Annotated in this window: 18 protein-coding genes; 12 read left to right on the top strand and 6 right to left on the bottom strand. The window is 67.6% G+C overall.

Annotated elements, in window-relative coordinates; translation table 11 throughout:
* Position 1: 1 nt before the first annotated feature.
* The 11 genes from Ahu01nite_RS39500 (at position 2) to Ahu01nite_RS52150 (ending at position 11,982) form a co-directional block, all read left to right on the top strand.
* Positions 2 to 673 carry a hypothetical protein gene (locus tag Ahu01nite_RS39500; protein WP_203841870.1) on the top strand — a complete coding sequence of 224 codons (672 nt, stop codon included), beginning with the start codon at positions 2 to 4 and terminating at the stop codon, positions 671 to 673.
* Entirely contained in the window at positions 670 to 972 is a 303-nt protein-coding gene (locus Ahu01nite_RS39495) for a hypothetical protein (protein WP_203841869.1), read from the top strand. Before Ahu01nite_RS39500 ends, Ahu01nite_RS39495 begins: the two co-directional genes overlap by 4 nt.
* A 2-nt stretch (positions 973 to 974) precedes the next feature.
* A complete protein-coding gene (locus Ahu01nite_RS39490; RefSeq protein ID WP_203841868.1) occupies positions 975 to 1,214 on the top strand; it encodes a hypothetical protein in 240 nt (79 codons plus the stop codon).
* 98 nt (positions 1,215 to 1,312) lie between these two features.
* Positions 1,313 to 1,678: a hypothetical protein gene (locus Ahu01nite_RS39485; RefSeq protein WP_203841867.1), complete on the top strand. Its 366-nt coding sequence runs from the start codon at positions 1,313 to 1,315 to the stop codon at positions 1,676 to 1,678.
* Positions 1,675 to 2,733, top strand: coding sequence for an NlpC/P60 family protein (locus Ahu01nite_RS39480; RefSeq protein ID WP_203841866.1), 1,059 nt, complete (start codon positions 1,675 to 1,677; stop codon positions 2,731 to 2,733). The genes Ahu01nite_RS39485 and Ahu01nite_RS39480 overlap by 4 nt, the downstream gene beginning before the upstream one ends.
* A 134-nt stretch (positions 2,734 to 2,867) precedes the next feature.
* Positions 2,868 to 4,091, top strand: coding sequence for an alpha/beta hydrolase (locus Ahu01nite_RS39475; protein ID WP_203841865.1), 1,224 nt, complete (start codon positions 2,868 to 2,870; stop codon positions 4,089 to 4,091).
* A 589-nt stretch (positions 4,092 to 4,680) separates the two neighbouring features.
* Complete coding sequence (locus tag Ahu01nite_RS39470) at positions 4,681 to 5,184, top strand: MarR family winged helix-turn-helix transcriptional regulator (protein ID WP_203841864.1); 504 nt, start codon at positions 4,681 to 4,683, stop codon at positions 5,182 to 5,184.
* Positions 5,185 to 5,206: 22 nt separating this feature from the next.
* On the top strand, positions 5,207 to 5,905 hold the full coding sequence (locus tag Ahu01nite_RS39465) for a DUF981 family protein (RefSeq protein WP_203841863.1): 699 nt from the start codon (positions 5,207 to 5,209) through the stop codon (positions 5,903 to 5,905).
* A 979-nt stretch (positions 5,906 to 6,884) separates the two neighbouring features.
* Positions 6,885 to 7,349, top strand: a complete 465-nt coding sequence (locus tag Ahu01nite_RS39460; RefSeq protein ID WP_203841862.1) for a hypothetical protein — start codon at positions 6,885 to 6,887, stop codon at positions 7,347 to 7,349.
* A 48-nt stretch (positions 7,350 to 7,397) separates the two neighbouring features.
* Positions 7,398 to 11,177: a DUF4365 domain-containing protein gene (locus tag Ahu01nite_RS39455; RefSeq protein ID WP_203841861.1), complete on the top strand. Its 3,780-nt coding sequence runs from the start codon at positions 7,398 to 7,400 to the stop codon at positions 11,175 to 11,177.
* Positions 11,178 to 11,199: 22 nt separating this feature from the next.
* Positions 11,200 to 11,982: a DUF8453 domain-containing protein gene (locus Ahu01nite_RS52150; RefSeq protein ID WP_498370811.1), complete on the top strand. Its 783-nt coding sequence runs from the start codon at positions 11,200 to 11,202 to the stop codon at positions 11,980 to 11,982.
* Positions 11,983 to 12,363: 381 nt separating this feature from the next.
* Here Ahu01nite_RS52150 and mobF read toward each other — a convergent pair whose 3' ends face one another.
* Positions 12,364 to 16,659: a MobF family relaxase gene (gene mobF / locus Ahu01nite_RS39445; protein ID WP_203841859.1), complete on the bottom strand. Its 4,296-nt coding sequence runs from the start codon at positions 16,657 to 16,659 to the stop codon at positions 12,364 to 12,366.
* A gap of 211 nt (positions 16,660 to 16,870) precedes the next feature.
* On the opposite strand from mobF, the gene Ahu01nite_RS51540 reads away from it, so the two are divergent.
* Positions 16,871 to 17,341, top strand: a complete 471-nt coding sequence (locus Ahu01nite_RS51540) for a hypothetical protein (protein WP_203841858.1) — start codon at positions 16,871 to 16,873, stop codon at positions 17,339 to 17,341.
* Between the two features lie 17 nt (positions 17,342 to 17,358).
* Here Ahu01nite_RS51540 and Ahu01nite_RS51535 read toward each other — a convergent pair whose 3' ends face one another.
* The 5 genes from Ahu01nite_RS51535 to Ahu01nite_RS39420 all read right to left on the bottom strand — a co-directional run bounded on the left by Ahu01nite_RS51535 (position 17,359) and on the right by Ahu01nite_RS39420 (position 21,885).
* On the bottom strand, positions 17,359 to 17,490 hold the full coding sequence (locus tag Ahu01nite_RS51535; RefSeq protein ID WP_275411815.1) for a hypothetical protein: 132 nt from the start codon (positions 17,488 to 17,490) through the stop codon (positions 17,359 to 17,361).
* Between the two features lie 554 nt (positions 17,491 to 18,044).
* Positions 18,045 to 18,386 carry a hypothetical protein gene (locus tag Ahu01nite_RS39435; RefSeq protein ID WP_203841857.1) on the bottom strand — a complete coding sequence of 114 codons (342 nt, stop codon included), beginning with the start codon at positions 18,384 to 18,386 and terminating at the stop codon, positions 18,045 to 18,047.
* Positions 18,387 to 18,919: 533 nt separating this feature from the next.
* On the bottom strand, positions 18,920 to 19,084 hold the full coding sequence (locus Ahu01nite_RS39430) for a hypothetical protein (RefSeq protein ID WP_203841856.1): 165 nt from the start codon (positions 19,082 to 19,084) through the stop codon (positions 18,920 to 18,922).
* Between the two features lie 635 nt (positions 19,085 to 19,719).
* A complete protein-coding gene (locus tag Ahu01nite_RS39425; RefSeq protein WP_203841855.1) occupies positions 19,720 to 20,865 on the bottom strand; it encodes an FAD-dependent monooxygenase in 1,146 nt (381 codons plus the stop codon).
* Positions 20,866 to 21,348: 483 nt separating this feature from the next.
* On the bottom strand, positions 21,349 to 21,885 hold the full coding sequence (locus Ahu01nite_RS39420; RefSeq protein ID WP_203841854.1) for a hypothetical protein: 537 nt from the start codon (positions 21,883 to 21,885) through the stop codon (positions 21,349 to 21,351).
* Between the last annotated feature and the right edge of the window lie 255 nt (positions 21,886 to 22,140).

The raw sequence follows: 22,140 nt of genomic DNA, 5'->3' as shown, positions 1-22,140 counted from the left end.
CATGGACGAATTCGCCTTCACCCTGCCCGAGGACGCCCCGCCGGACCTGGCCGCCGTCGCCGAGCTCGGCAACGGGCTGCACCGTCTGACCCAAGCCGTCGATGAACTCCACCAGCAGCATCTCGATCTGCGTGACCACGTCACCGCCCAGGCCACAGCAGGAGCACGGCCGCGGAAAGCGCCGGCGAGTATCCCGTGGCCGCTGCGCTGGCGCGACCTCGACCGGCAGGCTGGGGCCGAGGTGTGGGGGTGGCTGCTCGACTGGACCGGCTGGATGGTCGACCGGTACCAGCTCGCCGAGGAAATCCCCGCCTGCTGGCCACAGCACTCCCCCCTGATCGAGGAACTGACCGCCCTGGCAGCGGCGTGGCACGACGCCTACGACGACGCGGCACCCGCGGACAGCCCGCTGCTGTGGCACGAACGCTTGGCCCGTGCCCGGATCCGGTTGCGCGACTTCGACGACTTCACCCGCTGCCGTACCGGCGTGCACACCGACCGGCGCACGGACCTGACGTGGCCCGACCAGTGGCTCACCGATGCCGAACAGGCCGCCCTAGCTGACCTGGCCACCCGGCCTTTGCTAGATCCCAGCGATCAGCAGCCAGACGACATCGCGCCCGAGCCGGCCGCCGACGGCGGCTCGTCGGCAGGTGGGGAGCCGACGTCATGACCCAGCCCGCCGAGATCACCTCCCGCGCCGACTTCGAGCTGCTGCGCCTGAACCTGCACGAGGTCAACCAGCAGATCGACGCCCTGTACCTGCGCATCACCAATGCTGACGACGAGAACGCCGACAAGAGCGACGAGAAGGAGGAACCCGTGGCCGATCCCAGCACCGACCTCGACGTGGCCGCTGAGGAGGAAGACGAGCGTCAGCGGCGCGTGGACTACGAGACCGATGGCGAACTCGATGGCGATTACGACATCGACCTGGACCTTGACGGCTATGACGATCCTGACGCGGAGTGACAGTGAACAATCTCAACCCGACCACCACGGCACTGCCCGCCACAGACTTGTACGACAGCACTCTGAGCGACCTTCGCATCCGCATCCTGGCGCTGTCGGAACTCCTCGACGGTGCGCAGTCGCAGCGAGGGCCGATTCGCCGCCGATCTGCGCTCGGTCAACTCCATACGCAGATTCGTGGCATGGCGGCGGTTGCCAATCACGCCCTTGGTGGCTGGCCCGACTCCCCGGACCCGCAGTGAACCGCCGCGCCGCTGTAGGCGGCCTGGCCATAGCGCTTGCTGTGGCGGGGTGCACGTCGCGGACACGGCCTGATCCGGCAGCGGCCAGCTGGCCACCCGTGCCCTCGATCAGCATCGACACGGGTAACGGCCCGAACGCACCGATGGACATCGCGCCGCCACGGGCAGCACTCGACGTCGCGCTCCGGTTCGTTCACGCGTGGTCGAGGCCCGGCCTCAGCCAGCCAGTCTGGTACGCCGGCGTCCGGGACCTGGTAACCCCTGCCTACGCTCGCCTGCTCGCGGCGACCGACCCGGCGAACATCCCCGCCCACGCCGTGACCGGCCCACCGGTAGTGCGGTCATCGACCACACAGGCGGTGATCGCTGACATCCCTACCGACGCCGGAACCCTGCACGTCACCGTCATCGCAGCCGATCGCCGATGGTGGGTCGCCACCGTCATCGGGATCGGTCTGCGATGACGATCAAGACCTGGCTTGCTGTCGCCACGGTCGTGGTGGCCGCGTTATGCGCGCTGCCGTTGCTGACAGTGGTTGCCGACACCACCGCCGCCAGCGCATGCGGGCCCACAGCCGCCGGCGGCAGTGGCCGGGTCGTGCTGCGTGAACATCCCGGCCCGGTCGGGAAATGGACAAGCAGCCAGGTCGACAACGCGGCGACCATCGTCGCCGTTGGCCGGCACGAACAGATACCGCCGCGGGGATGGGTCATCGCGGTCGCGACCGCGATGACCGAATCACGGCTGATCAACACCAGCGAGGTCACCGACCACGACTCAATCGGACTGTTCCAGCAACGCCCCAGCCAAGGCTGGGGCACTCCCGAACAGCTGGTCGACCCGGTCTACGTCTCGAACAAGTTCTACACGGTGCTGCAGAAGGTGAAGGGCTGGCCGACGTTGCCGCTCACCGAGGCTGCGCAAACCGTGCAGCGTTCCGCGTTCCCCGACCGGTACGCCGACTACGAAGCCGACGCCGAGACCGTGGTCACTGCCGTGACTTCCGGAGACGCTCTGGCAATTTCCGGCGGCCGGGACCAGTGCGTAAGCGTCTGTACGGCGGCTACGTCGTCGTCCGATGGTGACAGGAGTTCCTGTGTCGGCGTGAGCACAGTGTTCGACCGGGCGAAAACGTGGCTGACGGCATGGCCTGGCGGCGGCCCCGTGCCGTACCTGTCCAGCAACGTGCCCGGCGATCTCCTGCATGGATACCGCCGCGACTGCTCCGGCTACGTGTCCATGGCTTTGGGACTATCCGGCCCTGGCCTGACCACCGTTGACCTTGCAGAACAGTCAGCCCGCATCGCCAAGGCCGAGCTGCGCCCTGGGGATCTAATGATCAACCCGGACACGGATCTGCGCGGGCATGTGGTCCTGTTCGCCGGCTGGGTGGACGCGTCGATGAACCGCTACTACGGCTACGAACAAACCGGGTCCGGCGGCACCCACTACCGATCCATTCCCTACCCGTATTTCGGCACGTACCCGATGACGCCGTACCGGGCCAGGCCGTCGTGAGGACCGCGCTGCTCGACCGCGAGCACCGACAAACAGTCACCGAAACTGCTGCTCGCCGCAACGCTGTCCCTGGTTCACGCCGCATCGGCGACGCCGGCCCGAAGAACCGTCCGAACGTCGGCCATCCATGCGCGATGCGCCCTGGCTACGCCCGGCAGTACCGAGCGACGCCTGCCTGGCCCGGCCCGTTCATGAGCGACCCGGCCCTCGCAGGCGGGATCACCCCTGCACAGCTGAAGGAGAACACCATGCACACGTCCACCACCGCCCAAGGGCTTCAGCGGCTGAGGGTCGTCGCATCACTGACGCTGCTGCTGATCACCGCTGTCCTAGCCCCGACGTCCCCGGCCCATGCGCATTCCCGCTCATCACCGAATCCCGGGCCAGCGGCCTGCAAGCGTCACGACACCAGCATCACGCTCACCCCAAAGCGCACCGCACCGCGCTACCGGGTCGCCGGGTGGCTCTGCGTACCTCGAGGCGGCGCCCGCACCGTGCAGCTGCTCGTCTCCGGATTCACCTACGACCACACCTACTGGACCGGGCTGAGCGCGTCGACGAACTGGACCGCCGGCGCCTTCGCGCACGGTGACGCCGTGTACCTGATCGACCGGCCCGGTGTTGGCGCCAGTGACCGGCCACCCGCCGCACAGGTGACCGTCGACAGAGAGGCCGAAGCGCTGCACCAGATCGCCACCGGACTCCGCGACGGCCGCATCGGCCGGTTCGCGAACGTCGTCGGCGTCGGGCACTCCTACGGGTCCATCGTTCTGGCCGCCGAAGCTGCTACTCACCGTGATCTCGACGCGCTTGTGCTGACCGGCAAGCTGGTCGACTACAACCAGCCCGGCTTGAAGGCGTTCCAGGACAGCCTCTACCCGGCCAGCTCAGATCCGAAGTTCGCCCGCTCGCGGATGCCGGCCGGCTATGTGACCACCCCGCCCGGCACCCGGGCAGGCTTCTTCCTTGACACCTCGACCGCAATACCAGGGTCGGCCCGCTGGCAGGAGATCACCAAAGCGGTCGGCACCAGCGGCGAGCGCGCCACGATGACCGCGGACGCCTACATCGCCGCCAGCCGGCAGATCACGATCCCCGTCCTGCTGATCGTCGGCAGCCACGACTCACTGTTCTGCAACACCAGCCGGCCCTGCGGCACCGGAGCGCAGCTGTGCCAGCGCACTCACGGCTTCTACTCGCCCGGCACACCGGTCGACACCCTCGTGGTGCCCGGCGCCGGGCACGCGATCGACTTGCACCGCGGCGCGGCTGCGGTGTTCACGGCGGCAAACCGGTGGATCAGCCGGACGGTGACGCGCACCGGGCCCCGTCCTGCTGTCACTACCTGCCGGCGCTGATCACCACGACTGCGGGGCCGTCCCGCGGTCGTCGCGCAGCCTGCCCCCGAAACCGAGAGGATCAAGGAGAAATCACGCCATGCACACCAACCCCGCCACCACCCATACCCATCGCGCCCGGCAGGGCTCCGGACGGCGCCTCGTGGCCTTATCTGCCAGCGCGAACACACCGCGTTCCCGATCGGCCCCCGCTGGCCGCGGCGATCATCTCTCGGACCGGGCCATTCGATCAATCTGCACCGCACGGTACTGCTGGCGTGCATGGCCATCACCACCTGGCTTGACCACCGGCACACCGCCCCCGCTGGTCGCGTCGTGCCGGTGATGACCGGCGCGGACCTGCAGAGCCACCACGACAGGCGAACTTCTCTTGAAAGGACCCCATGATGCACGCACATGCGGCTAGTCACCGGGCCGCCCGGCATACCCGACACCTGCCCACCACCACAGGCGGGCTCGACGATGCGCACCAGTTCTGGCCCGTACGCCGGCTGGCTGACTGGACCAGCGGCGATCACCACCGCCACGGCAAGACCCGGGCACAGCCGGATCCGATGGCACTCCTTGAGCAGGGCGCCCGGGACCGATGATGAGCGAAAAGCCATCGAGTGCCGCCGGCATCGCCGAACCGGCGATGCCGGCGGTACCGGATATCGCAGCCGCCGAGGCCGGGTTGGGGCAGCTGGATCGCCTCGCGCAGCTGTGCCGCACCGCGAACTTCGCCCGCCACTACCTCGAGGCCGCCGTCCTCCGCGACGCCAACCTGACCTGGACCAGCTACGACGTGCTGCACCTGACCGTCATGCACCGACCCGTCGACACCGGCGTGGTCGCCGCCCTGGCGCAGGTGTCCAAAGGCTCCGTCACCCGCTACGCCGCTGCTTTTATCAGACGCGGTCTGCTACGCCGCAGCGTCCCCACCAAAGACCGCCGCCGGTCCCTGCTCGCGCCTACCGCCGCGGGATGGGCACTCAATCAGCAGCTACGCGGCCAGCTCATCGCTGAGCTCAACACCCTGCTCGACACCCATGCTGGCGCCGGCCGGAACGACATTGACGTCTTGCGGCTCCTCATCACCGCACACCACCGATGACCTCCACCGGCCAGGAGTCAACATGATCATGTACAACACAACCATCGGCGTCGCCGCGGGCGCAGCGCTGATCCTCGTCCCGCGCTACTGGGCCTGGCTGCGCAACGAACGCATGCCCCTGCGCCTCGTGCGAGCACCGGCCGACCACCACGGCTGGGCCGCCGCGTTCGGTGTCCTCGGCCTGCTGCTGACCGGGCTCGGCGGCACCATGACCGTCACCCACCCGCTCGCCGAGGCCAAGCCCTATATCGACACCATCTTCGGCGAACCTGCCCTGATGCTCGGCGTGCTCTTGCTGGCCGCCGCTTGGCGGATCAGCCGCAGCAAACCGGTCCTGGACCCCGACCGGCTACCGGATGCGTTGGGTCCCGTCGGGGTCATCGTCTTCATCCTCGGGCTCGTCATGACCTGGTGCACCCTGGCCATCGTGCGCTTCGACGTCATCAGCGCTGCACCGTCCGAGGAACCCATCACCGGGCTGCTGCACCATCACCCCGCCATCGAGAACACGTTCTTCGCCGTCGTGCTCTACGGCCCCGCCGCGCTGGGTTGCCTGCTCTTCCCTTTCGCGGCCCGGCCCGGCAGCCGCCGCAGTTGGCAGGTGCTCTACTGGGCCTGGACCGTCGCCGGCATCGGGTTCGCGCTGTTCTCCGCGATGAACTTCTACACCTACACCGGCATGGTCGTGAACCTCACCGACGGGAGTCACTTCAGATGGTGAGGACCGGGGGCTTTCCGCCGGGAACCCAAGGGCTCGTTCTCGTATTCAGGCTGTCGCAAGTTCGTGGGTTCTGGTGATTCCGACGGTGTCCGCCAGCTCCGCTCCAGCCGTCATGGGGTTCGCAACCGAGCAGCGTCCTGGCCGGGCGGTCACCCGTAGAACGTCCGGTATTCTGTGTCGCGCTCACATAGCCGACCGCTTGTGCGACTCGCGCGGCGGTGTCCTCGCCAGCGCAGCGTCCGGCCGGCGTCGTTGATCAGCGGCACCATCCGCTCTCGCGGGCCGGAACCCCGCGACCTCTTGTCGCATCGCACGGGCAGCTTGCCGAACCGACCCAGATCCCACTTTGAGATCTAGACTTCGTACCTCGTTCACCCGCAGGCCTACGTCGGCCATCAGCCGGGCCGCTGCATAGTTGCGAGCCACGGGTGCGAACTTGCGGCAGGTGGTCGGGTTGCAGGCCCAGCCGGTGAACAACTGACGATCTCCCGCTTCGGTGGGCGGGACCCGCAGCCGGGCGTCCTTGCGCCCGCGGGGCCAGTTCATCTTGTCGAGCGGGCACTCGATCGCCCGCCCGGTCATCGCCTGCAAACTCGTTGGCTCGCGTCGGACGGCCTTGCTGACTCGACGATCCGTATCGACATCGGGCAGCTGGAGCAGATTCGAGCCTGGTTCGGCCGGCCTCTGTGGGAGATGGATCCACCGGACGCGGACGTGTTGTTCGGACGGTAGTTGCGCGGCGTCTCCAGCGGCACCAGATTCCCCCGTGCGCAATCCTTGACCGTGTATTTTTCGTTTCTTGAGCTGCGGCACAAGGTCGTGCCTACAGGTGGTGACGCCCGACAGCTCGCCAGACGCTCTCACCAGCAGCCATGCGACGTAGACGGCAGGTCAGGAGCACAACGTCCGAGAGGCCCTACATGACCATGATGGTTGTCCACCTCGCAGCGACGGCCGGCGACCAGGGTTCCCGGACCGCATGCCTGTCCGGGAAGCCGACCTAGTCAGCTCGCTCGTCTGCGAGCTGGCCGATCTCTCCGAATTCATAGCCGTCACAGCGAGCGCCGCCCGCTACGCCGATGACGTCGACATGACCGGTATCGAGCCCGCTGGGGCTTGCAACAACGGCTGCGCAGCCCACTGCCTCAACCCGCACATGGCACTGCCCTTGTTGGATGCCGCCGCCCGCGCGGAACCCACCGGCGACGACCTGACCGCGAGAACCGACCGCGCTCAAGCCGTCCGGAAGACGGCCGGCCACCTTGGTCCGCCGCACGCCGTGCACCGACGACTGCGCGAAGAAGTCCGCGTTCGTCAGAAGCGCGTTGGCCGGCAGACCCTGGACGACCGGCTGGTGGGGGCCTGTAGCGATCGGCGAGCTGAGGAAGGCCGATCCGGGGATTCCGCTCTCGAATTGCCGGACCGGCTGCACCTGTTGAACTAACGTGATGTGGCGCTCACCAATCCACGGGGCGCGTAATACCCTCGGTCGGTGATTAGTTCTCTACCCGCACCCGTCAAAGGCGACATTGGTGTTAGCGGCGTTGCTCTGATCGTCTATACGCAGCTTGGCTGGCATTTCAGACCACAGCCGATCGCGGACGTGGGGATCGACGCTCAGGTCGAGACGATGGTCGACGAGGTGCCCACTGGCCGTCTGCTGGCATTACAGATCAAGGCGGGCGGGTCATGGTTCGACGAGCTGACGCCTGAAGGCGACGGATGGATCTTTCGGGAGAGTTCGCAGAAGCATCGCCGCTACTGGCTGCGTTACCGCCTACCCGTGATCTTGGTGCTCTACGACATCGAGGCGCACGCCGCGTACTGGCAGTTGATCACCGCGGACACGGCGGTGCCGACGGGCGCGGGTTTCAAGGTGATGGTTCCTCGTGATCAGAAACTGGATGCCTCCGCAGCGGAGCCTCTTGCCGCCTTCGCAAGGCAAGCCCCGGACGATCCCTTCAGTACGTTGAGAGCGGACCTGCCTCCTTCGTGTGCGAGCTCGCTGGAGGTGCTGGCCGACACCGCGCCCGTTGTGGCGCAACAGATCGCTGAAATTCTGATAGACGGTAGAGACGACCCGGGGGCGGCCGTCCGGCGGATCCTGAGCAGCGACACACCGGTTTGGCCATGGCTGGCCTGGTCCGCCGTGAGCGAGTACGCCGGCGAGTTCGGACTGACTACGCTCGCGGCGGACTGCATGCTCCGAGCCCTCCACGCTGCTGACGATGATCCGGTATCCGGGCGGCTCGCGGCGTACGCCGGATTTCATCTGGTCAACGAGCATCCCGACCGGGCTCAGGACCTGTTCACCCAGGCTGTTGATACGCCAGACGCAGCCCTGCTCGCCGCGCTCGGCCTTGCTGCAATCGAACACGGTCAACAGAAGGGGCCTATTCCTATCCCCGCGATCGTGTCTGAGCGGTCAGAGCAGGCAGCGACTGATGCCACGATTCAGCGGTTCCTTGCCGACCATGCGGGACTCAGCGGAGACGCCGAGAGGGCGATCACTCACCACGAACGTGCCCTAGCGTTGGCCCCGCACTCTGCGGCGCAGATGCTTGCGCTGGCCGAGGCCCTACTGCGGCGGTCACAGCCGGAATCGGGCACGACGAACCTGAACGACTATCGGCGGGCCGCCCAGCTGGCATCAAAGGCCCGGGATGCGCGCCGCCGGTGCTGGGCCGACAGCGTGCCAGCCGCGACGATTCTGTTGCAATCCCTCGGGCTCAGTGGCGACGAACGCTCCGCGATCCGAGTTGCCACTCCCGGCCCCGACGGTGAGGCGACCGAGACGGAAGCGGCGTCACCGGCCCTGGCCTTTTACGCTGCCCGGCTGTGCTACGAACTCGGTGACACTTCCTCCGGTGACCAATTTGCCGACGTCATCGCTGCCGCTAACCTGCCGTCGTGGATCGCTCACTGCGCTGCGGTCAAGGCGTCGAACGGCGACACGAGCGCCGAAGAACAGATCGGACGTTGGAACGAATTTCTGGCGACCGACGCACCGGATGACCAACGCCTGGTGGCGCTCAACAACCTAGCTGATCTTGGAGTCTGGCCTCTCGCCGAACTCGACCGGCTGCAAGTCGCTGGCTATCTAACCCCGGGAACCTACGACACCATCCACGCCCAAGCTCTCTCCGTCTCCGGCCGGCACGAGGAAGCGTTCATCCTGCTGCGCCGCAACCATCAGAACAGCAGCATCACCGCCGAATCGTATGCCCGCCAACTCGCACAGCGAGACCTCATCGACGAGAGCATCCGCGTGTGCGAGGAAACGGCCCACCGGTTCGGCGACCCGCGCTTCGACCTGCTCGCCCTGGACATCCTGAACCAGGCTGGACGCATCGATGAAGTCATCGTCCGGGCCACTGAACTACTCGGCCACGACAACCTGCCCTTCAACATGCGCCACCGGCTACGGCTCAGGCTGATCGACGTCCACGGAAATCGTGAGGACTGGTTCAGAAGCGAACGCCTCGCGGCGACCGGACTCGCCGAGATACGACGCCACGTACACGGTGAGACCACGTCCGCGAGCCTCGAAGAGCCCCTCATCCCCGCTCGCGCGGACCTTGACGCCCGTCTACGCGACTACAGCTGGGCACTCATCCTCAGCAAATACCGGCGTGGCCAGATTGACGAAGCCACCGCGAAACTCAACATGCTCCAGGCATCTCCCGTCACCAGCATAGAGATCGCTACCTGGGCGGACCTGCACCGGACTCAAGGCTGGACGACAGCGACCGCGGAACAAGCGCTCTCCCTCGCTACCCAAGACGGCATCGTCACATCGGTGACCGGGCCGATTCTGCTGTCTCTTCTGCAGTCCTGCCACGACCCGTCCGCTACCGACGACGAAACCGGCGAGGTTGGTCACGGAGCCGTCGCGGTACCCGTGAGCGAAGACTTCTTAAGTCGACTCGGCGAAGCGTGGGCCAGCTTTGTCGCCCGCAACCCTCCCGGAGTGCTCACCCTCAACCTCGACGATCCGCAGTTCACCAACAAGATCGGCGATCTCTTACGTCCGCGAACCATCGGCCTCGAACAGGCGTTGACTGCGGTCCGTGCCGGCCAGTTCCCCCACGGCATCCTCAGCGCTGTAGCACGCCGGCCCTATCTACACAGCTTGGTTCAAAATGCAGCTGGCCTGTTCAATGCCGTCAACCCGCTAGCTGAAGTCCAAGACCGAGAAGTCGAGGCCGCCCGGGACGCTCTCGGACACGCCATCTCTATCGAGGGCAGCGCCCTCTATCTGGCTGCGGCGGCAACCCCGCTCTGGCCTGTCTTACGCGACGTCTTCCTGGACTTCCGCATCGCTCAACCCGCCGCGCGCGATATCCACATCAGCCATATCGCTGCCCGCGACACCGCCAATTCCGCCGGGACAATCGGCGCCGACCCACGTAGCGGAACGCTTTTCCTCGCCGCCTCTGATGACGCCACACGACAGCACGAGCTAGAAGCAAGCGCCGCGGTCCTGCGCGCGAGCCAAGAGTGTCGACCCACCGGGGTAATAGAACCCGTTCTTAACCGCGGTCCGCAGCCCGAGACGACCGAGCCGTGGCTGGCGCCGATCGACGTTGCCCTACAGCACAACATCGCCCTTTACAGCGACGACGCCGCACTACGCGCTATCGCCACATCAGTCGGTGTCCACGCCTTCGGCAGCCTCGCCCTGCTTGAAGTCCTGATGGAACGCGGACACACCGACGCCACCACAACCGAAACGGTCATCGAGAAGCTATTCCTGAGTAACGCGGTAGACCTGCCCAACATCTGGCCGCTGCTGCTCGCAACTGCCCGCCGTCCGGGCGGCACCATCACCCGACCAGTGTTGATGAACCTCACCCGCTCAGCGTTCTGGCGAGACATCGGGCAGGACCGCTTCGTCAACGCCGTCTCCGTTCTCGCTCAAGAGGTTGGCCGCGCACCGGAGCACATCGCCACTCTGACCAGTGCCATGGCCGCCGGGCTGACCACCACCTTCGGACCACCGGACCAAGTTCTCGCAATCCTGGCGACAGTGATGATCGTGCAAGCAACTGAGCTCACAGCTGACGCCGTGGCCCCCGTACTCCAAGCCGTCGTAAAGGTCGCCGGCCAGCACAGCGCTGATGTCTCAGGCCCTCTCCGACAGAACCTCGTCGCGACCTTCACCGATCCTGAGGGCGACTTCGTCATGTCTACCGGCGAAGCGGAAAGGCGCACGGACGGATTGCTCGTCTCTATGCGCGACGGCAGACAACTTGAGACAGACGATCAATGACGGCTGAATATTTGCGGCCCGCATGCGAGCCACCAGCTACATGTATCTCATCGGAGAAATTGTGATTCCGACGCATGGCCGTTACGGCAGTACGTCGCGGGTCGTAGGTGTGGTCGTGCTTGGTCTGCTGCTCCGCGCGCCATCGCCATCGCCGACTGATGGTGGTGACTCGCCGACCTGGGCGGACCAGCTCGAGGCGTGGGCAACGCTGGGCGGTGCGATTGTTGCGCTGGCCGCTGCCATTGCGACGTTCTGGCTGCTGATTCATCAGATCCGCGAGACTCGGCTGGCCCGTGGAGCGGCGCATCAAGAACGGGTTGAGGCTGCAGCCGACCGAGAACTGGCCCGTCAAGATCGCGAACTCGCTACAGCGGAAAGGCGTGATGCCGAAGCTGCCCAGGCGAGAACTGTCATCGTGGGTGGCATTTCAGCTGACGCTACACGAAAGCGGCACCAGGAAGCTCTCATCCTGCAGCGGGCCGCTGCTTGGATTGAGAACTTCGGGGCGGAGCCGGTGACGGACGTAACGTTCGTCATCTCTACGGTCAGCACGCCTAGCAACCCTGTGGATGCAACAACCAATGAGCACATGTCTGTCCTCGCCCCGAGAGAGCGGCTAGATATCTCTTGGGAGAAGCCGCGGAAGGGGGAGGCGCCACCCATAGGCATAGCTGATAGCTACTACCGAGATGAGACTGGCGGGCATCTCATTCGAGTGGAGGCGAGGTTTACAGACATTGCGGGACGCCGCTGGGTTCGTGTCAACGGCGGACTGCCGGCCCGAGTATTCGATCGGCAACCGTGATCTCATCGAACGATGGCTGGTCTCCGAACGGTCTGTGGCCGCCGACCTTCCGATGGGGTCGGAGGCCGCTAATTCCTGGCGTAGTCCGCAAACGGCATGGGCTTCGGTGGTGTCGAGCATGTCTTCGATGGGTTGAATGTGGCCGCGGCGGTAGAGGTCACTAGCGTGGGGGTCGGCGGCGTAGCGGGTGGCGTCGATGACATCATGCAGGTCTTCGGCATCGACGAAGACGGCAGCGAACAGGCACGTGCCGGGGTGCTGGTGCACGCGGATGAATGCTTCGTCGACGAATGCGACCGGGTGTGCGGTCATGGCCGGATCCCGTTCCGCCGGCAGACAAGCACGGTGATCCAGCAGGTCGTGCGGTCACGCAGGCGGGTTTCAGGCATGGTCTGCCTCCGGCTCGGAGCGGTCGAACGGTGGGTCGAGCTCGGGGTCCTCGAGGACGCGTTGCTGTGCTGCCTCGGCGTGCGCGGTGAGGTCGTGGGGGACGGGCCGCGCGTGGGGTTGCGGGCGGGTGGCGTCGATAGCGCGGACCCGGGCCGCGGTCGCGCGGACAGTGTCGGCAAGGCTGCTTGCATCGTCGGCGAGGTTCTGTGCACGGCGGGCGGTTTCGGCGGCGGCGGCGAGTCCGGCGTAGCGGGTGGGTAGCGCCTCGGTGTACCAGCCGGTCCACGTCTGGTGCTGGCCTTCGAGGTCGTGAACGCGGTCGCGGGCGGTGTCGATGCGCCCGCGCGCGGAGGTAAGCCGGCCCTGCAACTCGTCGACGGTGGTGTCGGCACGGAGTGCATCGGTCTTGGCATGCTGGTGGCTGATCGCAGCCCGGGTCTGCAGGGGACCGGCGTGCCACCACCGCGGCTTCATGGTGTCGGCGTGGCGGGCGGCGGACGCAGCGGCGGTCTGGGCGGTGGCCAGGTCAACGCGGGCGTCGCGTAGGTGATTTTCGGCGCCGACGAGTTGGGTGTGGGCCATACGGAGCTGCCCGGCCACGTATGTGGGAGCGCTCTGATCGGCCTCGCGTTGCGCGGCGATGAGCGCGCGGAGCTGGCCATCGGTGGCGGTACTGATCTGCCCGGAGAGTGTGGCGACCCCGAGGACGGTTTGCGCGCGTTGCCAGGCGCCCCAGCGGCCGACGTCGCGGGTTGAGGGCTCCGGGCCGATGGGGTCGTCGCTGGTGATGGTGTAGCGGTCGCGGTAGGCGGCGATGACGGCGGCACGGCTAGCCCACTGCCGCCGCCCCGGGTCGTCGTCGGGCAGTGGTCCTAGCGCCGTGGCCCAGGCGGGTTGGTCGGCGGCGGCTTGCTGGGCGAGGGCGTCGATGCGGGTGTCGCAGATGGCCGCGACCTGCTGGAGCTTGTCGCCGATGTCGCTACTGGCAGCGGATATTCGCTGGGTGTAGGTGCCGGCTTGGGTTGGGCTGAGGGCGATGGATGGGTCGGGTACGACGTCGCCGTATTTTTCGTGGATGCGGTAGCCGAGTACGGCTGCGACGTCGCGGGCGCTGTGGAGTTCTCGCTCGGCTGCTGCTGTGGCGAGGACATATTCGGGGTCGTATCCGGCAGCGGCGAGGGTCTGCAATCGGAAGGCGAGCACGGACATGGCCGGGTCGGCGGCGAGGTTGTCGGCGACGGCGGGTCCGGCCACGCGCCGGACGATGGCGGTGTATTGGTCGGTGCTGGTGCGGGCGGTGAGGTCGTCGTAGATGGGTCCCCAGTGCCGCAGGGTGTCGGCGTCGGCCCACAGGGTTTGTTCGGTTTCGGTGCCGGAGCGGTCGGTGCCGTCTCCGCGCAGGATCTCGGCGAGCACGGTGATCCCGGCGGTGACCGGTGCGGGTGGGTGCGCTTCGGGGGGTTCGTCGGCGGTGACAACGGCGAGTTGGTTGAGGAGCCGGCCGCGGGTGGCCATGACGTAGAGCCGGGCGCGGGTGGTCGCAGCGTCGATGATGGCGCGGGCGACGTCGACGGTGCGGCCTTGCGCGGAGTCGACCGTGGCGGCGTAGGCGAGCTGGACGTGGTCGGCGACGTAGTCGCCGGGGAGCACGGTGGTGGCGTGGTCCGTGGTGTTCTCGACGAGGAGAGCGCCGTCGGGACCGAGTTGGAGGATGCGCCATTGGGTGCGGTTGGCGACGAACGCGTCGCCGGCTTGCAGGGTGCGGTTGTTGCGGCGGGTGACCATCAGGTCGCCGGCGCCGGCGTGGGTGCCGTCGGCGAGGGCGACGGTGGGCCCTGGTTGCACGATCCCGGCACGGATGAGCAGGCGCCGGGCCTGGGTAGCAATGTCGGCGGCTTCGGCCTCGGTTTCGACGAGGATGAGGCTGGTACGGCCTTGCAGGACGTCGGCGGCCCACCCGTCGAGGACGTGTGAGATGAGGTCGGCGCGGTGTCCGGCGATGACTCGGCCGCGGCGGTCGTATTCGGCGAGGACGGTGGTGTCGCCCTCGCGCAACCGCAGTGAGGCCGGGCCTTCCCACGGGTCGGTGAAGCGGCGAACCTCGCGCAGCTGCGTGGTTGTCCCGAGGGAGGCGAGGTAGCGGAACATGCCGCCGGGCCCGATCGTGGAGATCTGTTCGGGGTCACCGACCAGGATGAGCTTCCCGCCGACGGGTGCGAGGAGCTGGCTGAGGCGCACGAGGTCGAGGGTGGAGGCTTGCGAGGCTTCGTCGATGATGACCCACTGGCCGGGTTGGAACGCCCAGTCGGCTGGGGTGGTGCCCTCGGGTGGCATCGTCTGGGCGTGCAGCCACATGGCGATGTTCTCGGTCCGGATGCCGGGCTGGTCGCCGTCGCGGGTGGCGTCGGCGAGGACGAACGCGGCGTTCTGCCCGACCGTCAGTCCGAGCACGGGTATGCCGGCCTGGCGTGCAGCGACACCAACAGCACGTTGCAAGTAGGTTTTGCCGGTGCCGGCCGGGCCGACGATGCCGGTGGCCCGCCGGTCGTCCCCGACGGCAAAGTGCAGTGCGGCGCGTTTCTCATCTGACAGGTCGAGCCGGTCAGCGACCGCCTCGAGCAGCGCCCGGGGTGCTGCGGCGGCGCCGTGGCCGGTGGCGTAGGCGATGAGTTCCTTTTCGGCGGCCAGGACCGGTTCAGTGGATAGCTTGAGGTCCCGGTGGCGGCTGTAGATGCTCTGCCGATCCGAGCTGCGGATCAGCGTTTCGCCCCACTCGAGCAACGCGGGCGGGGTCAGCACCCGTAGTCCGCCGGCCCGGGTCTGGACGGCATGGGCGGCGTAGCGCTGCACTTGCTGCCAGTCGGAGCGGCGGTCCGTGGTCGGGCTGACGTGCAGCTGACGGCCAATAGCTAGTTCAAGGTGGTCGACGCTGAACACGGCCCGTTCGGCGCTGAGTTCGTCGACGGCACGTTCGATGGCCAGGTGCGGCAGACGCCGGACCGCGGCGGTGACAACCGCGGACCGCTGCTCGTCGCGCTCCAGACCAAGCTGGACCGCGGCGGCGTCCAAGTCCTGAAGCCGTACGCGCTGGCCGGTGCGATGGCGTTGCGCGAAGCGGATGACCTGCCGTGCTTGCTGGCCAACCGGGTCGACGGTGCGGCCTGCGGCGATGCGACGTACCTCAGCGGCGGTGTTGAAACCCGCTTGCCGGTCCTCGCGCTGCCACCGGGTGACGGCTTCGAGGGTGGATTCGGGACCGTCCTTGGGGCGACGGGTGCGCAGCGTGGCGTCCTGCGCGGAGCGCCGCCATCGGCCGGTGGGGATCCATTCGCGGCCGGTGCTGGGGTCGCTGTGGCGGCCGTCGAGTTCGGCCTCCACGGCGCCGCGCCGTTTCGAGTAGTGCAGGATCGCGCGCGGGTCGAACCCAACGATCTCGCGGATCGGCGAGCCGGCGCGGGCGGCGAACCGGACCCCAAGGCGTCGGCCGAGTTGGTGTTCGACGGCGCGTTCGTAGGCGATTCGGGCGCCGATGGTTGCCTGGTAGAAGGCTTTGCTGTCGAGTGCGAGCCACGTCTCGCGGCCGTCGCGGACGACGCGGACCTTCGAGCTGACGATGATGTGGGAGTGCAGCTGCGGGTCTTTCTCCCGGGACATGCGGTGGTCGAAGACGGCGGCGGCAAGGCCGTCGGTGTCGACCTGCACAATGCCGTTAGTACCAAGCCGGGTGAACGCCCCGTGGGCTCGCAGGTGCTCCAGGGCGGCGCGCACACCGTCGTGGTGCGACGCCATCACGTCGCGTTTGACCTGGTCGTCTCCGAACGCCCACAGCAGGCTGACGCTCTTGACCGGGGAAACAGTGACGTCGAACCCGGCGACCGGGTGGCGTTCCGGGGCGGTCCAGATCCGCAACCACACCTGGGCGATCTGCTCGTAGGTGGCATCTTCGGGCAGCGCTTTCCACGCCTTTTCGACGGCGGCTTGGCGGCCATCGTCGTCGAGTGCCTCGAATTTGCGCCACAGCCGGCCGAGCTGTTCGCCGGTGTCGGGGTGGCTGCCTTCGCCGATGAGGTTCTGCAGTTGCTTTTCGGTGACCTGTCCGTGCACGCCGAACAAGGCTGGGCTTTGGCCGGCCCACCAGCCGGGCGCCTCACCGTGCGCGCGAGGGTCGGCGTGGTAGGCCACCGCGGCGCTGGCTCCGGCGGGCCGGAAGTCGTGTCGGCCGGTGGCTACCTGCTGGGTGAGGTAGGCGATCCCGGCCCCTGGCGAAATGCGGGTTACCGAGAGCATACCGCCGAGCGTAGGCACCCGGCAGACGCCTTTGCGACATTGGAATGCCAGGGGGTGTGCTAGTTCTGAGAAGGGGTTAAGAGTGACCTGATATTTGAGCTGATCAGAGATGGTGTGAGCAATGTTGAACGATTTGGTGACCATTTACAACTAACATTCAACGATTGCTAGGTGTGGAGGGCTGGCCTACAAAATAGGTAGCGTCGATGGCATGGCTAGCAAAAGCACTAACAAAGCTATTGAGGTGTTGGAGCGGCGGCACGTGGCGGAACGTACGGCGCTGAAAGCGGCGACGGATGCCGGTGCGGCGGTCCGCCGCGCGCAGGAGCGACGCGCGGCGGAGCTCGCGCGGCTGGATGCGGTTGTGGTGGAGGCGGAGCAGGGCGCGGATATCGCGTTAGCGGTGCTGGCGTCGCTGGTGGCTCCGGATGTGGCGGCGCTGCTGACGGAGGAAACTCCGGCGCGGGTGCGGCAGGGGCAGCAGCGGGCGTCGGCGCAGGATGTCGCGGCGCGGGTGGGGGAGCTGACTGATTCCGTGGTGCCGGTGGCGCGGCGGCGGGGTCGTCCTCCGGGTGGCGCAGTGTGGCCCGGTGGCGGTGACGTCGCGACCTTGGCGAGCGTTCCGCCGGCGGGAATCGAGAGAGCGGGCGCGCAGGTGGGTGAGCAACTTGAGGCGGGCTGAACGAGTGCTCGGACTTCTCAGCGCAGCAACGCGAAAGCGGCGATCAGCAGTAAGGCGGCAACGATGGCAAGAGCCGCGCCACCGAAGGCGAGTATGTGACCGATGCGTGCCACGCGGCGGCCGGTCTTGTCGTTGTTGATCAGTGGCATGGTGTCTCCCGGTCCGGCGCGGCGGGCGTGTCGGTAAAGGCTATTCCGTAGCTGGCGAAGATCGCTTCGATGCGGCGGGTGGTCCGGGTGTTGCCGGGATTCGCGGATCGGGTGAGGGGTTGGATGCGTGCGGCGATGGTGGCTAGGACGTCGAGGGTGATCGTGGCGCACGGCTGCGGCGTGGTGGACGTGGTGGACTCCCGATGGTGAGTGCCTGTCGGTTGAACGGGGAGGCGCGGCGCGCTAATCTGGCGGTTGGTCTTCAGACCAGCGCGCGAGCGCTGGTGTGTTGCCTGGTGTTGGCCGACGGACCTTGCCGGGTACATCCCGCGAGGGGTGTCCTCCTTCGGGGGGCCGTCGGCCTTTTACGTGCGCGGGTCCGGCAGGGATGCGGGCCTGAGTGGTGCGGCGGTGAGCGGTCGGCGCGGCAGCCCGGAGCAGCGTGCTCGATGCGCGCCGATCCGGCCGCAGTCGGCGCATGACTGCTCACCTCGGGACTGGGGGCTAGACGTGCGGCGGCCGGGGAGTCAAGGACTCCCCGGCCGGTGCACGGGTTAGAACGGGATGTCGGCCTCGTCAAGGTCGTACGCGGTCGACGCGCCTTCCTGGATACCGAGGATGGCGGGCAGGTCGCAGATGCCTTCGGTCTCGGCGTCGGCCGTGAGGATGTCGGCGAGGTCTTCGGGAACGTGCGCGTACGGGCGGACGAAGTCGATCACGATCGCGGGGTCCTTGACTTCGCGGAAGTCTCCGCCGATCTCCAGGCTCGGGCAGGGGAAGCCGCTGCCGTCGCCTGCGAGGTAGACGTGTGCCCAGAACGAACCGAAAGCTTTCTCCCACCCAATGACAACGCTGTTGACGGTCTCGCTGCACACGTCGATTTCGTGAGTGCTCACGCTTGGTCTCCTGTGGTTTTGTGTTCCTGGTGTGTCAGCGTTTGCCGTCGCTGACAAATAGAAGCCTATCAGTATTTCATTGTATTTGTCTATGCTTAACGGGGAAAGGAATGCTATTTCCCCGTTGTTCTTTCGAATAGCGCAAGTCGCAATCCGTGCTGTCTACGCAGCTGGGATGGCGTGGGCTTTTGGGGTTGAGGCGTTTTTTCGGCCGGTGGCGGCGAGCTTGCTCGCCAGGTTGCGTGGCGGCGGGAGCCAAATTCGGTGCGGGGGGTTTCGGGTAAAAAAATTCTGTGGGGTGTGCAGAATTTATTTACCCGCCCGCGGCGGATTTGGTGGACGTCGTCGCGCAACCTACCCTCCTGGCGTAGCCAGTGGCCGGGAAAGGTCTCTGCAGTGCGGCCGAAGGCCGCTCCGGTCTACCGGCCCGCTAGGGCCGGCCGGGGTAGGCGGGTCCAGGCGCCGGCCTGTATCTGCGGCTTGTTGTTGCCCGGCAGTCCGCGGAGGGCCGGTGGCCCTCCGCGAAGGCACGGCTATCGGCGCCCGTAGCCCATAACGACGCGGTACTCCCGGTAGTCGGCGGGGTCGGCCGGGTTGAAGAACTCCTTCTCACCGACCAGCACGCAGCGGCTGTGGTGGCGCTCGGGGCGGGCGTCCTGACGCTGACGGCGGTCGGCGAAGGGCAGGCTCTGGTACATGGCGTCGCCTCCTGGCGGTGCGATCGGTATGCGACGGCCGCCGGTGAGTGCCCGGGGCTGCCGCGCTGACGGGCCGGTGTGGGATCGGCGTGCGCGGACGGCGGCAAGCCAGCTCCTGAGTCAAAAGATCTTGGAAGCGCAGCACTCCTGGCTGACGGTGAATGACGGTGCTGCGCTTCCACGATGTTTTGCGGGCTTGCCACCGCCGGGCGGGTCGGTCATCGCTGCGGAATCGACGAGCGCGCCCCCGGGCACTCGGTGGCCGACCGCATCTCGATCGCCGCTAGGCGGCAGCCAAGGAATCGACTGCCTCGCCAGCCGTCAGCGCGGCACGGCCGCGAGCGCCACCTCTGCTGCGTGCCGGGCGGCGAGGTACGCGGGTCGCGCCCGGTGACCCCGACGGCCAAAGTGTTCCGAGCCGTGGCGGGCGACCGCCTGCCCTGCCGGCGTAGCCGGTGGGCCGGGAAATGGTCTCTGCAGTGCGGCCGCAGGCTACGCGGCCTACCGACCTGACAGGCGCTGCTTGGTGGGCTCGTTCGCACCGGACGCGAGGTCGTGAGTGCGGGCCCGGTCGGCCCAGACGTGGCAGCGCCATCAGGCACCGCCGTGTCCAGGTCGACCAGACCCGGAAAGTTCTAGGCGTCGAGGCCGAATTTGTGGCCGAGCTCCGGGCCGAGTTGCACGGCGGCGACTGCGGCGGGCAGGTGGCGGTGTTGCCACCCGTCGAGGGCGGCGGTCAGGTTGGCGCCGTATTTGCGGTGCTGGGTGAGCGCGGCGGTCAGACCGGCTGCTTGCTCGATGCCGTTGTTGGCCCCGCGTGCGGTGTGCGGGCGGACCGGTGCGAGGGCGTCGCCGAGCAGCACCGCGTGGCCGGCACCGACGGGCCACACCATGCGGGTCGGGGGGTCGATGTCCATGACCGCGGCAGCCATCCGGGTGCCGGTGGCGTGTACGAGGGCGGCTTGCTCGTCGGGCAGGTACTGCTGGGCGCTGGTGTCGACCGCGGCGCGGGCGGTGTCGGTGACGTGCTGGGGCAGGGCGAATACGCGCCGGGTCGGTGGGGCGCCGAAGAAGTCGCTGTACTGGGCAGCTGTGGCGCCCAGGTAGAAGGTCCAGTCGACGCCGCCGGGGATGGGCGCCACGTTGAACTGCATGCCGCTGCGGGAGGGTTCGAAGCGCAGGAAGTCTTGCAGGCCCGGCTGGGTGCTGCTGGTCTGGCCACGGTGCGCGACGTAGCCGGCGTAGCGCAGCTGCCGGTGCGGGTCGAGCAGCCGCCTGCCGGTTGAGGCGCGGCCGTCGGCGAAGACCACCAGGTCGGCTTGCGCGGTGTCGCCGTCGGCGAAGTGCAGCAGCGGTCGTCGGGGTTCGCCGGTCATGCCGGTGACCCGGTGGCCGGTGTGCAGGGTGCCGGCGGGCAGGCGGCGGGTTAGGGCCGCGTGCAGCAGGGTCCAGGTGGTGTTGCGGCCGGCGTACAGGTGGCGGTGTTCGGATTCGGGCCGGCGCCCGCGGACGGTGATGTCCATGACCGTCTCGGAGTCGTAGCGGACGAACTCGTCCTGGGGGACGCCGAGCTGGTCGAGGATGTCCAGCGACGAGTGCTCCAGGCCGATCAGCCCGCCGCCGAGGGGGGCACTGGCCGGGGCGGCCTCGTAAAGGGTGACGTCGTCGAATCCCGCGTGTTGGAGTAGCAGTGCTGCGGTCGGGCCGGTCAGTGATCCGCCGACGACCGCGACGCGCAGCCCGGTGCCGGTGCGGCTGCTTGCGGTGGGGTGCGTACTCATGCAGTGGCCTCCGTGGTGCGAACTGGCGCGACTCGCGCCGGTTGCACCGGCGCTGCCGCGTTGACGAGGCCACGGGGGGAACGGCGCGGGCGGTGGCAGGCAAGCCAGTCCTTGGGTCAAAAGATCTTGGAAGCGCAGCGCTGCTGCCGGCAATTGATGACTGGTGCTGTGCTTCCAAGATGTTTTGCCGGCTTGCTGGCCACTGCCGGGTCGGTCATCACTGCGGACCGGCGAATGCGGCGGCCCGCAGTGATGACCGCCGCATTCGCCAGTTCTGCTGTGCAGCGCAGAGGCCTACGCCGATGCACCGCGTCGGCCGGGCACCGCGCCTTGCCGGATGTGCGGAGTCGCACGGCAGAGCGGTGTGCGGGATGTTCCAGCGGATGGCCGGTGCACGACATAGCGGCGCGGGTCCGCACCCGCTACTGGTCGTGCGGCGTTGAGTTTGCGGCTGACGGGTACGAGCCTGGTGGGGACGCCCGGTTAGTACGCACGGTCGATGCGGTCGGCGATCACCATGAGTACCGCGTGGGCCAGGTCGATCCCGCTGCCTCCGCGGCCGGTCCGCACGAGGTCGTCGTCGTGGACTGGCTCGCAGCCGATCCAGAACCCATCGACCTTTACGGCGGCGACCATCCCACCGGCGTCGTCGTCACCGCCGCCGTCGTCGACGTGGGCGAAAAGCTCGGTGACGCCATCGCCGAACGTCCACCCGAAGGCGGCCGGGTTCTTGGCGACCACCTGCATCAGGTCGCAGACGGTTTCGACCGTCGCCGTCCACTCGGCGCGTTCCTCCGGGTCGGCGCCTAGCACGTGGCTCCCGGTCAGCCATGCCTGCTGCTGGTCTTGGTTGACGATGACCAGCGGTTTGCCGGTCCGGTCACCGGGCAGCCGGTCGACGATCGACTGCGCCCACGTGCGCAAACCTTCGCGGCTGCTGTAGACGACGACGTTCTCGACGGCGGCGCCCCATTCGCCGTTGCGCAGGCGGCCGTAGCCGGCCAAGTAGCTGGGGGCCACCAGATGAGCGCGTTGACTCTCGACTGCACCCCATTCGATGTTGTTTATGGCGGGACTCCTGGTTCTTGTCCGTGGCCGGCCGTGCGCCGAAACCACTCGACGCCCGACCCGCGATGGGATCGAGCGCCGAGAAGCGTCGGGACGGTCTGAGTTCGGTTGTTACGGTGTTGGTCTCTGCCGGTCTGCAGCCGGGTGCAGCTGATCTGACCACCAGCGGACGACGCGGCGTCAGCGCGGCACGATCTCCTCACGGCG

It is taken from the genome of Winogradskya humida (assembly GCF_016862215.1).
Lineage (GTDB): Bacteria > Actinomycetota > Actinomycetes > Mycobacteriales > Micromonosporaceae > Actinoplanes > Actinoplanes humidus.
The sequence above is the reverse complement of the archived record's forward strand: the minus strand, read 5'-3'. Positions and strand labels throughout refer to the sequence as shown.